The sequence below is a fragment of the Mogibacterium timidum ATCC 33093 genome (assembly GCF_000525775.1).
GTDB classification, from domain to species: domain Bacteria; phylum Bacillota; class Clostridia; order Peptostreptococcales; family Anaerovoracaceae; genus Mogibacterium; species Mogibacterium timidum.
Map to the genome: position 1 here is coordinate 33,945 of NZ_JALU01000026.1, position 13,879 is coordinate 47,823.

The 13,879-nt window shown below is 44.9% G+C and carries 15 protein-coding genes (1 of these 15 running past the window's edge); 12 read left to right on the top strand and 3 right to left on the bottom strand.

Annotation, left to right across the window (positions count from 1 at the left end; genetic code table 11):
- Positions 1 to 12: 12 nt before the first annotated feature.
- A complete protein-coding gene (locus HMPREF0581_RS07110; protein WP_051426970.1) occupies positions 13 to 1,713 on the top strand; it encodes a phospho-sugar mutase in 1,701 nt (566 codons plus the stop codon).
- 1 nt (position 1,714) lies between these two features.
- Positions 1,715 to 2,512: an NYN domain-containing protein gene (locus HMPREF0581_RS07115; RefSeq protein ID WP_036381808.1), complete on the top strand. Its 798-nt coding sequence runs from the start codon at positions 1,715 to 1,717 to the stop codon at positions 2,510 to 2,512.
- 48 nt (positions 2,513 to 2,560) lie between these two features.
- Here the strand turns inward: HMPREF0581_RS07115 and HMPREF0581_RS08785 are convergent, their stop codons facing one another.
- Positions 2,561 to 2,734 (bottom strand): hypothetical protein, encoded by a 174-nt coding sequence (locus HMPREF0581_RS08785; protein WP_156918864.1) that lies wholly within the window; start codon positions 2,732 to 2,734, stop codon positions 2,561 to 2,563.
- A 115-nt stretch (positions 2,735 to 2,849) separates the two neighbouring features.
- Here HMPREF0581_RS08785 and HMPREF0581_RS07120 point away from each other — a divergent pair, with 115 nt between their 5' ends.
- The 7 genes from HMPREF0581_RS07120 to HMPREF0581_RS07150 all read left to right on the top strand — a co-directional run bounded on the left by HMPREF0581_RS07120 (position 2,850) and on the right by HMPREF0581_RS07150 (position 9,350).
- Positions 2,850 to 3,740 (top strand): hypothetical protein, encoded by an 891-nt coding sequence (locus HMPREF0581_RS07120; protein ID WP_036381810.1) that lies wholly within the window; start codon positions 2,850 to 2,852, stop codon positions 3,738 to 3,740.
- A gap of 145 nt (positions 3,741 to 3,885) precedes the next feature.
- On the top strand, positions 3,886 to 4,500 hold the full coding sequence (locus HMPREF0581_RS07125) for a TetR/AcrR family transcriptional regulator (protein WP_036381812.1): 615 nt from the start codon (positions 3,886 to 3,888) through the stop codon (positions 4,498 to 4,500).
- Between the two features lie 70 nt (positions 4,501 to 4,570).
- Positions 4,571 to 5,167, top strand: coding sequence for an MptD family putative ECF transporter S component (locus tag HMPREF0581_RS07130; RefSeq protein WP_009644539.1), 597 nt, complete (start codon positions 4,571 to 4,573; stop codon positions 5,165 to 5,167).
- Positions 5,168 to 5,872, top strand: a complete 705-nt coding sequence (locus HMPREF0581_RS07135) for an energy-coupling factor transporter transmembrane component T (RefSeq protein ID WP_036381816.1) — start codon at positions 5,168 to 5,170, stop codon at positions 5,870 to 5,872. It abuts the gene before it with no gap.
- Positions 5,869 to 7,332, top strand: a complete 1,464-nt coding sequence (locus tag HMPREF0581_RS07140) for an ABC transporter ATP-binding protein (RefSeq protein ID WP_036381819.1) — start codon at positions 5,869 to 5,871, stop codon at positions 7,330 to 7,332. Before HMPREF0581_RS07135 ends, HMPREF0581_RS07140 begins: the two co-directional genes overlap by 4 nt.
- The gene (locus HMPREF0581_RS07145) at positions 7,329 to 7,916 is read left to right on the top strand and encodes an L-2-amino-thiazoline-4-carboxylic acid hydrolase (RefSeq protein WP_036381823.1); all 588 of its coding nucleotides are present in this window, start codon (positions 7,329 to 7,331) and stop codon (positions 7,914 to 7,916) included. The genes HMPREF0581_RS07140 and HMPREF0581_RS07145 overlap by 4 nt, the downstream gene beginning before the upstream one ends.
- Before the next feature lie 54 nt (positions 7,917 to 7,970).
- Positions 7,971 to 9,350 (top strand): MATE family efflux transporter, encoded by a 1,380-nt coding sequence (locus HMPREF0581_RS07150; RefSeq protein ID WP_036381827.1) that lies wholly within the window; start codon positions 7,971 to 7,973, stop codon positions 9,348 to 9,350.
- 122 nt (positions 9,351 to 9,472) lie between these two features.
- Here the strand turns inward: HMPREF0581_RS07150 and trxA are convergent, their stop codons facing one another.
- Positions 9,473 to 9,781 (bottom strand): thioredoxin, encoded by a 309-nt coding sequence (trxA, locus tag HMPREF0581_RS07155; protein WP_009644509.1) that lies wholly within the window; start codon positions 9,779 to 9,781, stop codon positions 9,473 to 9,475.
- Positions 9,782 to 9,968: 187 nt separating this feature from the next.
- On the opposite strand from trxA, the gene HMPREF0581_RS07160 reads away from it, so the two are divergent.
- The 3 genes from HMPREF0581_RS07160 to HMPREF0581_RS07170 all read left to right on the top strand — a co-directional run bounded on the left by HMPREF0581_RS07160 (position 9,969) and on the right by HMPREF0581_RS07170 (position 13,481).
- On the top strand, positions 9,969 to 10,601 hold the full coding sequence (locus tag HMPREF0581_RS07160; RefSeq protein ID WP_036381830.1) for a hypothetical protein: 633 nt from the start codon (positions 9,969 to 9,971) through the stop codon (positions 10,599 to 10,601).
- A complete protein-coding gene (locus tag HMPREF0581_RS07165; protein WP_036381833.1) occupies positions 10,601 to 12,859 on the top strand; it encodes a Tex family protein in 2,259 nt (752 codons plus the stop codon). Before HMPREF0581_RS07160 ends, HMPREF0581_RS07165 begins: the two co-directional genes overlap by 1 nt.
- A gap of 109 nt (positions 12,860 to 12,968) precedes the next feature.
- On the top strand, positions 12,969 to 13,481 hold the full coding sequence (locus tag HMPREF0581_RS07170) for a nitroreductase family protein (RefSeq protein ID WP_036381836.1): 513 nt from the start codon (positions 12,969 to 12,971) through the stop codon (positions 13,479 to 13,481).
- Between the two features lie 193 nt (positions 13,482 to 13,674).
- Here HMPREF0581_RS07170 and HMPREF0581_RS07175 read toward each other — a convergent pair whose 3' ends face one another.
- Positions 13,675 to 13,879, bottom strand: the 3' portion of a protein-coding gene (locus HMPREF0581_RS07175) for an aminoacetone oxidase family FAD-binding enzyme (RefSeq protein ID WP_084645369.1). Its footprint extends 1,148 nt past the window's final position; 205 of the gene's 1,353 nt are visible here — the last part of the coding sequence; the start codon falls outside the window, past its right edge; its stop codon occupies positions 13,675 to 13,677.

The following is a 13,879-nucleotide window of genomic DNA, read 5'->3' on the forward strand; positions in this document are numbered from 1 at the left end:
TAGAGAATAGACATGGAAGAGAACAAGGCAATCAGGAATTATACAGAATGGATTAATGCCAAGGGAATCGATCCGAATATGAGGCAGGACCTCATGAACATGATATCCCGCCCCGATGATATCGAGGCGTGCTTCGGGGCAGAACTCAAATTCGGTACAGCCGGAATGAGAGCCGCCATGGGGCCCGGAGCATCTCGCATGAACATCTACACCGTAGCGACAACTGCTTACGCTATGGCTGAGATGCTCGGGGAAAAGCAGCAGATTAAGGACGTTAGAATTGTCATTTCATACGATTCGCGCAATAATTCGAGAAAATTTGCGGAGGCAGCTGCGACTGCGATATGTACCGCAGGCGCACGGGTTATCTTCTCAGACAGATTGAGACCGGTGCCGATGCTCTCCTATGCTATCAGGCACTACAAAGCGGACGGCGGCATCATGATTACCGCCTCGCACAACCCTAAGGAGTACAATGGCTTCAAATCATATAGGGCTGACGGCGCTCAGATGATTGACTGTGAGACTGAGGATATCAAGTCTCGCATCAAGTCTCCGATTGAAGGCATTCAGATCATCGCATCGGCAGCATCCTTTGAGGAGCTCGTCGCATCGGGCAAGGTAGAGTACTTCGGTCGAGAGCTTGATGACAGCTATAACGCTATGGTCATCGAGTCCTTTAACAGCAGCAGCGTGAGCAGGAAGGCGCGCGCTTCGTTACGCATCGTGTACTCTCCTCTAAATGGCTCCGGCCGCGAGCCTGTAAGGCGCGCAATGAGAGAGCTCGGCTACGAGAAGGTCTTTGCGGTCGATGAGCAGGATCGGCCGGACGGAGATTTTCCGAGCCTCAGAGTGCCTAACCCTGAGTATGACGATACCTATGAACTCGCCATGAAATATGCCGATATGTCCATCGCTGATATCATTATCGTGACTGACCCTGATTCTGACAGGCTCGGAGTATCGGTGTACGACGAGGGCAAATACAAGAAATTAACCGGTAACCAGATTGGAGCAATTCTGCTCGAGTACCTGTTGTCCGAGTCCAAGAAGATGGGCAAGCTGCCTGCAAATGGATATGCGGTTACATCAATCGTCTCGACTCACCTCGCAAGAGCGATTGCTGCGAGATACGGTATCAAGCTGTATGAGACTTTGACCGGTATCAAGTACATCGCTGAGCAGATTAGAGAGCGTTCAGATGATGGCGATGAGTCATTCATGTTCGGCTTCGAGGAGAGCAACGGATATATGCTTAACGCGTCTGTTCGCGATAAGGATGGCGTTATGGCAGCTGTTGCTATTGCTGAGATCGCAGCTCTTTCAAAGTCAAAGGGCTTAACCCTGATAGATCAGCTGGATTCACTGCACAAGCTGTACGGATATGCTTCTGAAAAGAGCATCTGTATCGAGGGTGCGGGAGTTGGCGATAAATTTATGGAGCATCTGCGTTCACTTAATGGTATGCTAGGCGAGCCGGGGACTGAGCTCGGCATTCTGGATGTCAGGAATTACGCAGATTACATGCCTGAATCCAATGTGCTGCTGTATGAGTTAAATGGTCTGGACTGGATTGCTTTCAGACCTTCCGGCACTGAGCCGAAGTTTAAGATTTATTACGGGTTCTACGGCACGGAGTCAGCAGCAGAGAGCAGATTGGAGAGAATATCCAAGGCTGTGGTTGCAGAAATTAATAAATATAAGGAAAATTAAGATGGCAGATGATATTAGAATTGCTCTACTCATTGATGCGGAGAATATTTCGGCTCAATATGCAGGGGACATCATAGAAGAGATTGAGAAGTACGGAATCTGTTCCTACAAGCGCATCTATGGAAACTGGGAGCGCATTGTCAAGACGAGGTGGGAGCAGGAGATACGGAAGCATTCGCTTAAGCCGATGATGCAGGTCAACAATACCAGAGGTAAGAACGCCTCTGATTCGGCACTCATCATCGACGCGATGGATATACTCTATACAAGCAATGTCGAGGGCTTCTGCATAGTGTCTTCTGACAGTGATTTTACTTCGCTTGCCAGGAGACTGAGCGAGTCGGGCTGTCTCGTGCTCGGCATGGGGGAGTCGGACAAGGCAACAGAGGCACTTGAAAACGCATATGACAAGTTCATTTATATCGACCTTCTCGCCAAGCAGGCAGAAGAGGAAAGACTCGCAGAGGAAGAGCTGGAGGCTGAGTATAGGAAGCAGAAGCGCCAGGAGGAATATGAGCGCAGCCGCGAGGTGATTGAAAATACGGCCAATACTCCCAGCAAGAAGACGATTGAGTCCAGGATTCAACAGATTATCATGGAGAACAATGATAAGGGTAAGCCAACAGATCTCGGTCAGATTGGCAACGAGCTGAATCGCGTGTACAAGAACTTCGACGTCAGATACTACAGCATGAAGGGCGGCAAGCGCTATAAATACCTCAAGGAATTTGTAAGCGACTTCAAGTCGCTTAGAGTAGAGGTACACGGAGATCGCGGCATCTATGTTACAATCAAATAGCAATAAAAAACATCCTATTACAGCAATCGCTGAGATAGGATGTTTTGCTTAATTCTCATCAACGCTGAAGCTCAGCTCTGCACCGCACTCAGGACATAGCGCATCGCCCGGCGATGCCTGAAACTCCTTGTTACATACAGGACATTTGATGATATATGTGTCAGCGTCGTAACCGTCAGGTACGTTATTGTTAAACGCTTCTCGATATTTCTTACCTTCCATAGCTCCTCCTAATTCTTAATTATTTATTATTTTACCTTATATCTGTTGTTTACTCAACTTGTTCGCACATATAATGATTTTATAGTTATCATTAAAAAACAGAAAGAAGGAAACCGTGAAGAACAATGCAGTTGGCCTTGGCGGGCTCAAAGTCGCGGTGACAGCAATTTGGATAGAGGTTGCATACACAGTATTCGGAGGGGCAACCGGAATAATAAGCCTCGGTGTGATGTCAGCGATGAGCGACACCACTGATTATTCATTTGCATATACGACGGAAGTGACTTATGACGTAGTGATAATCCTGAAGATGGCAGAGGTTATTTTGTTGCTGATAGGGCTTGGCTATCTGCGAACAGTTAATCCGTTTTATAGAAGAGCCTTTAAATTCAATATCATAAACCTGATATTTGTCGTGACAGCGGTAAGTGCCGTGATAGCGATTGTAGTATCGTCTCTTGGATATCTGATGCTGTCTATTAAAAAAGAAGGTATCAATAATGCATCTGTAACTCATCTTGTATGCATTGTATTGGCCATACTTATAGCGGTACAGCTTGTATCGAATGTATTCAAAATAATATATACCAGAAACCTGATATTCGGAACACGAAGAGTTGTCGACGTAATAGGAAACAGCTTGCAGTCTCAAAACCTGACGGCAGCGGAAAAATTCTATAGATATGGCATGATTGTCATAATTGTGCTGCAGTCAATCGGCACGACAGGCGTTGTTTATATAGTTGCAAAGTACGGTTATAAGATTATTGGCGAAGGTACTGAAGCTTATCCGGCGCTGTATAGTGCCTTTAAAGAAATTCAGCTTTTCCTGTTTATGCTTATTATTGTGTTTATTGTAAGCCTCCTCATCCGGGTTGTGGTTGCAGTCAGGCTCACTCAGAGTGACGTTGTGATAGGGAAGCATGTGTTTAGCGAGGAAGAGAATGCAATGCTGCTGGAGGACAGACAGGCGGTAATCGAAGGTGTGAAGAGCAATGCGAAGTAGTGAGCTTTACGCCGGAAGAACACAGATAATAAAACGAAGCTGAGTATAAACTGTTTTATTGACACGAATTTTATTGACCAAAAGGAACAAGTATGTTAATATACCGGTGGTATATACCACCGGTATATTAACGTGGAGAGATTGGATGAAAATATCAGAAACACAACAGAAAATATTAGAGGTCGGTAAACGCGAACTTTTGGAAAAAGGTTTTAAGGATGCGTCCCTTAGGAAAATTGTAGCGGAAGCGGGATTTACCAAAGGTGCTTTTTATGGACATTATCCGGATAAAGCAGCTTTGTTTGAGGCACTTGTTTCCGAGGCGGCGGATGGTTTGACGGAACAATTCAGAGCTGCACAGGATGCACATTTTGATTTAATTCCCGCAAATAAAACTTCAGAAAGCAGAGAGCTGTCTACGAAATATCTTCTGCATTTTGTGAATTATATCTATGATTATTTTGAAGAATTCAAGCTCGTGCTTTGTTGCTCTGAGGGCACAAAATATGCAGATTATATTCATGAACTTGTAGAACTGGAAGTATCCCGAACAGAAAAATACTATGCTGTTCTTAAAGAGAAGGGCAAAATAACAGGGAGCGTCAGTCATGATTTACATCACATGATCACCAGTGCATATTTTACAGCTGTATTTGAAACAGTAGTTCACGATATGACAAGAGAACAGGCGATCGAATATGTCGAAGAGCTTGCCGTTTTTTTCAATTCCGGATGGGAGGGGCTTTTAAGGCTTACGTAAGGTGCAAAAATTTTTTATAGCTTAGTTAGTTGCAACTAACATTTATATTATTATAAAGGATGTGCTGATTATGAAAAATGAAAACAAATTATTGACAAGAGACTATATTTCCATAGGCGTCTTCTCACTTATTTACTTTGTTATTGCATTCGTGATAGGCGGTATCGCACAGCTGACACCTGTAACTTTTCCGTTTATGCCAATGGTAGTCGCTTTATTTGCAGGCAGTGTTTTTATGCTGTATACCGCCAAAATACCGAAGCGGGGGTCGCTTGCCATACTCGGCATTCTCGCCGGAATCTTGCTATTTGTTACCGGTATGTTCTGGATGATGTCTGTATTTTTCGTCATATTTGGATTTATTGCGGATTTTATTTGCCGCACAGGAAATTTCAAATCATTCAGAAGGAATTTAATTGCATATTGTGTATTTGCACTATCTCCAATGGGAGCCTATATACCTATGGTACTAATGCCCGCACAGTTTGATGAATTCATGCGTAGAAAAGGCGATGTTTCCTCTTTTGAAGGAATCATCAATTCTATCAGAGTAAATTGGTGGGTTATCCCTCTGATGATTTTAGGGACAATTATCTGCGCCGTAATTGGAGGCCTTATTGGCAGAAAATTATTGAAAAAGCACTTCGAAAAAGTGGGGATCATATAGATGCTTTTGGATCCCAGAACAAAGCTTCTGATTCTGTCGATAACAAGTATTTCCGTTTTCCTGAATGAAAGTATAGTCATAGAATGCCTTTTCACGGCAATCCCCGTATTCTTGCTCTTGCAGGCAAGAGAACTCCGGACGGCTTCAAAATACGGAATTCTCTTTATTGTGTTATTGACAGTACAGCTGCTGGTGATATTGAAATTGCCCGTTACGTTAGGGGGCATCATATATATGTTTGATGTCTATATAAGGAAGCTGATTCCTTGTTTTATGCTTGGCACATTTTTAATACGCACGACCAAGGTAAGCGCTTTTTTGGCTGCACTCAGTCGATTGCAGCTGCCCAAAGGCTTTACAATTGCGCTTTCCGTTACATTGCGATATTTTCCGACAATGGCTGAGGAATGGAATTATATTAAAGATGCTATGGTTCTCCGAGGACTCTCTGCGTCTTTTGCAGGATTTCTGCGACAGCCGATCAAGATAATGGAGTATGTGTATGTGCCGATGCTGGTATCCGCTTCCAGAATCTCTGATGAAATCACGCAAGCCGCTATCACTAGGGGCATTGATCATGCAGGAAGACGCAGCTGTCTGGAGAAGGTTTGTTTTTCAATTTGGGATGCCCTGATGGTAATCATATATATAGGGATTATATGTATGATGACTTTTGATTTTTTACGAGGAGGTGTATTCCCTTGATTGAATTTATAAAACTCTCTTTTTCCTACAAGGAGTCGGCAAAAGGTTCTCTGCGGGAAGTGCACTTAGATATTCCGAAAGGACAATGTGTTCTTTTATGCGGTGCATCCGGATGTGGAAAAACAACTCTTACGAGGCTGGTGAATGGACTGATCCCTCATTTTTTTGAAGGAAGCCTTTCGGGAAAAGTAACTGTAAGAGGAATGAATGTTGCTGAAACTGAAATTTCAACTCTTTCCGATAGTGTCGGTACAGTTTTTCAAAATCCGCGAACACAATTTTTTAATACAGACACAGACAGTGAAATTGTTTTCGGACTGGAAAACAGAATGCTTGAGCCTGAAAAATTAAGACAGCAGCTTGAAAGAGTTACCAACGATTTACACATAGAAAAATTAAGAGGACGCAATGTTTTCGAGCTTTCCGGCGGAGAGAAACAGAAGATCGCATTTGCATCTGTATATGCCGCTAATCCGGATATCTTTGTATTGGATGAACCCTCTTCCAATCTGGATTTTCATTCTGTACTTGAACTGAAAAAACTTATAGAAAGAATAAAGCAGCAGGGGAAAACGATTATCATTGCCGAACATCGCTTGTGGTACTTAATAGAAATTGCAGATAGAGTCCTTTTGATGAAAGCCGGTCAAATCTTCAAGGATATGAGTATGCAGGACTTTTGCAGACTTCCTGTTAAACAGATACGGAATATGGGACTTAGGTGTCGAAACTTTTCTGAGATCGCAACAAATACCGATGATAAAAAAATTTCCGACCACACCTTGGAGTTAAAAGATATCCATGTCAAATATGGCGAAAAGACAATCCTGCAAAATATCTCTTTCACCGCAAACGGCGGAGAAATCGTCGCAATTACCGGTGCAAACGGAGCGGGGAAAACGACACTGGCACGTACTATCTGCGGACTTTTAAAACAAAAATCGGGGAATATATTTACAGACGGCATAAATTTGACTGCAAAAGCGCGAATTGAAAAATCTTATATGGTAATGCAGGATGTCGGCCATCAACTTTTTACAGATAGTGTAAAAACCGAATGCACACTTGGAACAAAAACACAAAATGATACTCACGTTGATGAAACTCTATCGATGCTGTCCCTTGCCGAATTGAAAGACAGACATCCCTTGTCACTTTCAGGCGGACAGAAGCAAAGGCTTGCAGTGGCAATCAGTTTACTCTGTGATAAAGAAATCCTTATTTTTGATGAACCGACCAGTGGGCTTGATTTAAAAAGCATGCGAGAAGTGGGAGCTCTGATAGAGCGTCTGTCTGCACAGGGTAAAATCCTGCTTGTTATTACACACGACATTGAATTTATAAAAACAATATGCTCCAGAGTCTTGCTTTTGTCAGGTGGTAAAATAATCACCGATTTGAAAGGAGAAGAAAAGGAAGATATCGAAAATTATGTTTTAGCAGGAGGGGATCGGGCATGACATACGAAAGATTTTACTTCGGAAGGTTAAATGCACAAATATTAAAAGATATAGATGCAGAGCATAAAACGAAAATGAAGCAGCTTATCAAAGAAATCAATCAAGGGTCATGGACGGAAAAACAGAAAAAAAGGCAAAAAAACAGCATCATTTCAAATATAGCCTTGTACCGATGCTTCATAGATAAAGGGCTTTCAAAAAACGAGGCCAAAGAATTGGTAAAGGAGTATTCATTTTATGTTGCTGAAAAGGCACATAAGCTTTTGAAAACATTTTTTCATATCCCCGGGTTTTTCCGTCTGTTCTGTCTGTTTATGAAAAAAGGGATGTCAGGTGATGAAATTTGGAAAAGCAGAATCCTGTCGGATGACGGCAGATGCTACCGCGTCGATGTGCTCAAGTGCCTTTGGGCGGATACCTGCAAGTTTTTTGAATGCCCGGAGCTTTGTGAAATATTCTGTCTGTGTGACCATATTGTATTCGGGAATATAAAGGGCTTGGTATTTGAGCGAAGCCGGACACTGGGGATGAACGGTGAAAAATGTGACTTTTGTTTTATGAACGTGAAAGGAAAAAACAGATGAATAAAGCTGAAAAATACAGGCAAAATAATATGAAAAATTAAGGAGGGGGTTATAATGGATGTTCGTGATAAATTACTTACGGAAAACTCCTGGAAATTGATGATTAAACTTAGTTTGCCTGCAATTCTAGGTCAACTGATAGTGGGATTATATGCCTTTGTCGATTCAATTTATGTCGGACAAATGGTGGGAACCGACGCCATGAGTGCAGTTTCGGCGGCATCTCCGTTTGTATTGATCAACAATGCAATTGCAGTTCTTCTTGGTATAGGTTCGGGCTCTGTGCTTTCTCGGGCAATCGGGAAAAAAGACAAAGCTACCGTTGATAAGATTATAGGGAATCTGACTTTTCTGGTAATCATTTTATCGTCAGCAGTTATGATTATCGGTATCATATTTGCTCCTGAATTTTTGCGTTTATCAGGTGCCGGCGGAGAGGTGATGGAGATGGGTGTTTCTTATTTAAGAACAGTATATCTCGGCTCCATATTCGTAAATTTTATGCAGGGTGCAAACATGGTAATAAGGGCAGAAGGACGCATGGGAATTGCCATGGGGATCATGGCAGCCGGGGCCATTCTGAATATTATATTAGATCCTGTATTCATTCTGCTTATGCCGTCTCGAGGACCGCAGGCTGTTGCAATCGCAACTGTGATCTCTCAAATCAGTCAAGCTTTGGTTACCTTAATATACTTCCGGAAAAAAAGCCCGGTGGTTCGTTTTCACGGGATAAAACCCGCAAAAGACTTATTGCCTGAAATCTTTTCCGTGGGAATGAGTGCTATGCTCATGCAAATCATGATGTTGGTTCAAATGACAGTCGTATATAATACGGCGGTGCATTTTGGCGGAGAGAAACAAATAGCTCTTATGGGAGCCGCCCAAAGAGTTATGCAGCTTGCATTTGTTCCTATATGGGGCATGAGTCAAGGGCTGCAGCCTGCTGTCGGAACGAATTTCGGAGCAAAAGAGTATATGCGAGTTAAAAAGCTTACTAATGTATTTATTATAGGCTCCACTTGTCTTGCCGGATTTTTCTTTGCCATAATCGAAATTTTTTCGGTGCAGATATTATCTGCATTTATTACCGATTCAGCTATTGTAAGTTCGGGGCTAACTAATTTTCGCCTTATGTACTGCGTATTCCCTACTTACGGCATACTCATAATGACAGTTACTTATTTTCAGGCTGTCGGAAAAGCAAAACAGGCAGGAGTATTGGTTATCCTAAGACAGCTTGCACTGGTAGTTCCGTTAGTATTGCTGTTACCTCGTTTACTAAATGGAGATGTTCTCGGTGTATGGCTTGCATTGCCATTGAATGATGTCATTATAATTTTGATTGCAATTCTGTTGTTGATGGGTGAATACAAGCATCTTATTAAGCTTGCACAGGGAATAGGAGAGGTAAAAATCGGCGAAATATCATGAAAGAGCTTCATTGTTTCTTCCAACATAGCAAACGCCTGATTATCAATAAATCAGGCGTTTGCTGCTACCTTATGAGATTGGCTCAATTAAAGTGATTCTGTATCTCAAATCTCGTATCGGCATTAACCGATGAGATCGAGAAGAGCCTTCTTTGGAACCGCTCCTACCGACTTGTTAACTTCCTCACCGCCCTTGATGACAAGAACTGTAGGGATGCTCATAACGCCGTATTTCTGAGCCAGCTCAGGCTGCTCGTCAACGTTGACCTTACCAACCTTGATGTCGTCTCTCTCTCCTGCGATTTCATCGATTACAGGCGATAGCATCTTACAAGGCCCGCACCATGAAGCCCAGAAATCAACCAGAACCGGCTTGTCTGCCTGTAGTACTTCCTGCTCAAAATTCTCTGTTGTCAATTCAATTGCTGCCATTTTATTTTCCTCCGTATTTACATTATTTTACATTACCAATTGCGTTAAGCGCCTCTGATTAATTGTGTACAATTTGTATATTTACACTTTACCATTTTTGCAGGCCTGTGTGTGATGATTCTGTGAGAAAATACAATATCATGCTATAATAAATAATCGGAATTTTAATAGAAATCGGAGATATGACATGTACATTGATGAGGCTGTTTTCAGAGAAATTTTCCATAAATTCATATATATCGAGTGCCCGGACGCAATCGAAGGACTTGCCGACACTCTCGAGATTATCGACGGAGCTACCGGAGTGCTTGCCTATTGCTTCTGCGAGGATCTGGTCGGCACCAACTTTAACCTGCTGGCTTCCGTCAGGAAGGATGAGAAAGGCAAACTGGTTGTAGGCTCAAGGAGCAGCGAGCGATATGCAAGGGTTAGATTCAAGGATGTCAGAGACTATGAGTTTGAGATGGCAGATGAGCTGGGGGCTGATCTATCTGAGTATGAAGATGTGCCGGATGACATCCTGCACATCTTCGAGTCAGCAGATCAAAAGATGACGATGCTGCGAGAACTGGAGCTGCTGGATGGCGGACGCAATCTGGAGCTTCCGGACTTCATAAGCATTATTGTGGCCCAAAAGGGGAGCCTGCCTGAGGTCGTATGGGTGAGGACGACGAGCTTCGGCGAAGACGAATTTCACGGAACTCTGCTTCAACCACCCACGCAGGGCTTTGGACTCGAGGCAGGCCAGAAGGTTAGATATCGCGCATACAAAAACGAAGGGGAGATTGTGCTGATACTGGATAGCAGCATGCTGAGCTAATGGATATTACACACAAGATAACTGAAGAATTGGAGATTAAGAAATGGCAGGTCGAGGCGGTCATCAAGCTGATAGATGAGGGAAATACGATTCCGTTTATCGCCAGATACCGCAAGGAGGCTACCGGTGCGCTTGATGATGAGACGCTCCGTCGCTTCGATGAGAGGCTGCGCTATCTCCGCTCGCTGGAGGATAGGAAAGCGACAGTAATAGCTTCTATCGAAGCGCAGGGCAAGCTAACGGACGAACTGCTCGCCAAGCTGGAGCAGGCTGAGACGATGGTTGCAGTGGAGGACATCTACAGACCGTACAAGCCTAAGAGACGCACTCGTGCCATGATAGCCAAGGAGAAAGGGCTGGAAGGTCTTGCAAAATACATATTGTCGGCAGATGCTGCGGTTCCTGTTCCCGAGGAGGCAGAGAAGTATCTGAACGAGGAGCACGAGGTCGTAGATGTAGAGACAGCGATCAAACTGGCTCAGGACATCATAGCCGGTGATGTGTCGGATGATGCTGATATCAGAACATGGGTCAGGGGCATCACATATAAGGAAGGCGTGCTGATTACATCGGTAATACCTGCAGCTAAGAAGAAGCTTGACGAAAGCGGACAACGCAGCGTGTACGAGAACTATTTTGATTTTGCTGAGAAGGTGGATGGTCTGCCAGGACACAGGATCCTGGCTATCAACCGCGGAGAAAACGAAAAAGTGCTGAGTGTCAAGCTCGAAGCACCGGTGGACAATGTAGAGCAGCATATCTGTGCTGAGCTGGGAACCTGCAATAACAGGCTGACTCAGCAGTACAGCGAGGAGGCTTGCGTAGATGCGTATAAGCGTCTGATTGCACCATCTATCGAGACGGAGATCAGAAATGAACTGACACTCGGAGCACAGGAGGCAGCGATAAAGATATTTGCCAGCAACCTCGAACAGCTCCTCATGCAGCCACCGATTGAAGGCAAGACAGTTCTCGGTTGGGATCCCGCGTTTAGAACGGGCTGTAAGCTTGCAGCTGTAGACGCGACAGGCAAGATACTTGATACGACGGTCATCTACCCGACGGCGCCTCAGAACAAGGTCAAGGAAGCCAAGCAGGTGTTGGCCAAGCTGGTCAAACAATATGACATTGATATAATCTCGGTCGGAAACGGTACAGCTTCGCGCGAGTCTGAGCAGATTGTCGCCGAGTTTATCAAGGAGTACGAGCAAGGGCTATATGCCAACCCAAGCAAGAAACTGCAGTATGTGATAGTCAACGAGGCCGGTGCGTCTGTGTATTCGGCTAGCAAGCTGGCGACTGAGGAATATCCGGATCTCGATGTCGGCGAACGCAGCTCGGCATCTATTGCGCGCAGGCTTCAGGATCCGCTGGCGGAGCTGGTCAAGATAGATCCGCGTTCAATCGGGGTCGGACAGTATCAGCACGATATGGATCAGAAGAGGCTGTCAGAGGCGCTGGAGGCAGTTGTAGAGGCTTGTGTTAACAGTGTCGGAGTTGATCTGAATACAGCTTCCGCATCGCTGCTCGAATATGTCTCGGGCATCAGCAAGCCGATAGCGGCTAATATCGTGAAGTATCGTGAGGAAAACGGGCGATTTGACAGCAGAAGGCAGCTGCTCAAGGTTGCAAAGCTCGGACCGAAGGCTTATGAACAATGTGCCGGATTCCTCAGAATCAGGGACGGTAAAGAGCCTTTGGACTGCACGGCGGTTCACCCTGAGAGCTATGAGGCTGCCGGGAAAATTCTGGAGCTTATGGGTTACACCCCTGCCGACATCGTCACAGGCGCGGCAAAGGGAATCGCGGCCGATGTGAGTTCAATGAATAAGCTGCATGAGAAATATGGCAGCAAGCACGGAAATGGCAATGGCGATAAGCCTTCTCTGAAGCAATTGGCGGAGGAGGCAGGCATTGGTGAATACACACTCAAGGATATCCTGTCCGAAATAGAAAAGCCGGGGCGCGACCCTAGAGATGAGGCGCAGGCGCCGTTGCTGAGGAGCGACGTGCTGGACATCAGCGACCTGAGACCGGATATGGAGCTGAAGGGTACGGTTAGGAATATCGTGGACTTCGGTGCATTTGTTGACATAGGCGTTCATCATGATGGACTCGTTCACATCTCCGAACTGTCCGATAGATTCGTAAAGCATCCGCTTGACATAGTGAAGGTTGGAGATATCGTAAATGTACGTGTGTTGTCGATCGATGAGAAACGCAAGAAAATATCACTCAGCATGAAAAAGAAACGATAATCGCAGTTATGAGCAGCTTAGCGTTGATATATCGATGGATGTAAATTGCCGACATCATGGTGTGAATAGCTGCAAATAAAGGGGTATGGCGAAAGCCAAGGAGGTTGAAATGGAATTCGGTAAGGTGGTAAGAGACAGGTATGCGTGCAAAAAATACAGCAGCAAGAAAGTTGAACGAGAAAAGCTTGAAGCTGTACTGGAAGCCGGAAGACTTGCTCCAACGGCGAAGAATCTTCAGGAACAGCATATCTACGTATTGGAGTCTCAGGAGGCTCTGGACAAATTTGATATAGAAACACCATGCAGATACGGTGCGAAGACGGTTATAGTAGTTGCTTTTGATAAGGATAATGTCTACAGATATCCCGGCGGACAGAGAGATTCGGGGATTGAGGATGCTTCAATTGTTGCAACTCATATGATGCTGGCTGCGACCGATCAGGGACTGAACAGCTGCTGGATTAACTTCCTTGATCCGGATAAATTAGCTAAGGCGCTGGAGTTTCCGGAAAACGAGGAGATATTGATGGCGCTCGATCTGGGGTATGCAGCGGAGGATGCGGAGCCTCTGGCAAATCATTTTAGCCGCAAGGAACTGAGCGAAACTGTTTCATATCTGTAATAGGTACTAGGTTAGTTATCGTCATAAGGACGTCATATAAAAGGCCTCGGGCTGCACCCGAGGCCTTTTATATACACCCGCACGGCAGCCATGCTGCGCTTGTCCCCGGCCGCCTCCGATGCTTGAAACGAGCAGGTGTGCAACGTATGCTGCGCGAAGCAAGGCTCCGGGAATTCTAATTTCTGTCCGTTGATCACTTCTCGCTGATTGAAGCTGCCGCCGCCCTGGCTGAAGACCATGCGAACTGCAGATTGTATCCGCCAGTTATGCCATCGACATCCAGAATTTCGCCGATGCAGTATATTTCGGGATCGGATTTTAGCTGCATCGATTTGCAGTCAAACTGTTCGAGGCGAAGGCCGCCCGCGGTGACCATCGCCTTGTCGAAGTCACCGCGC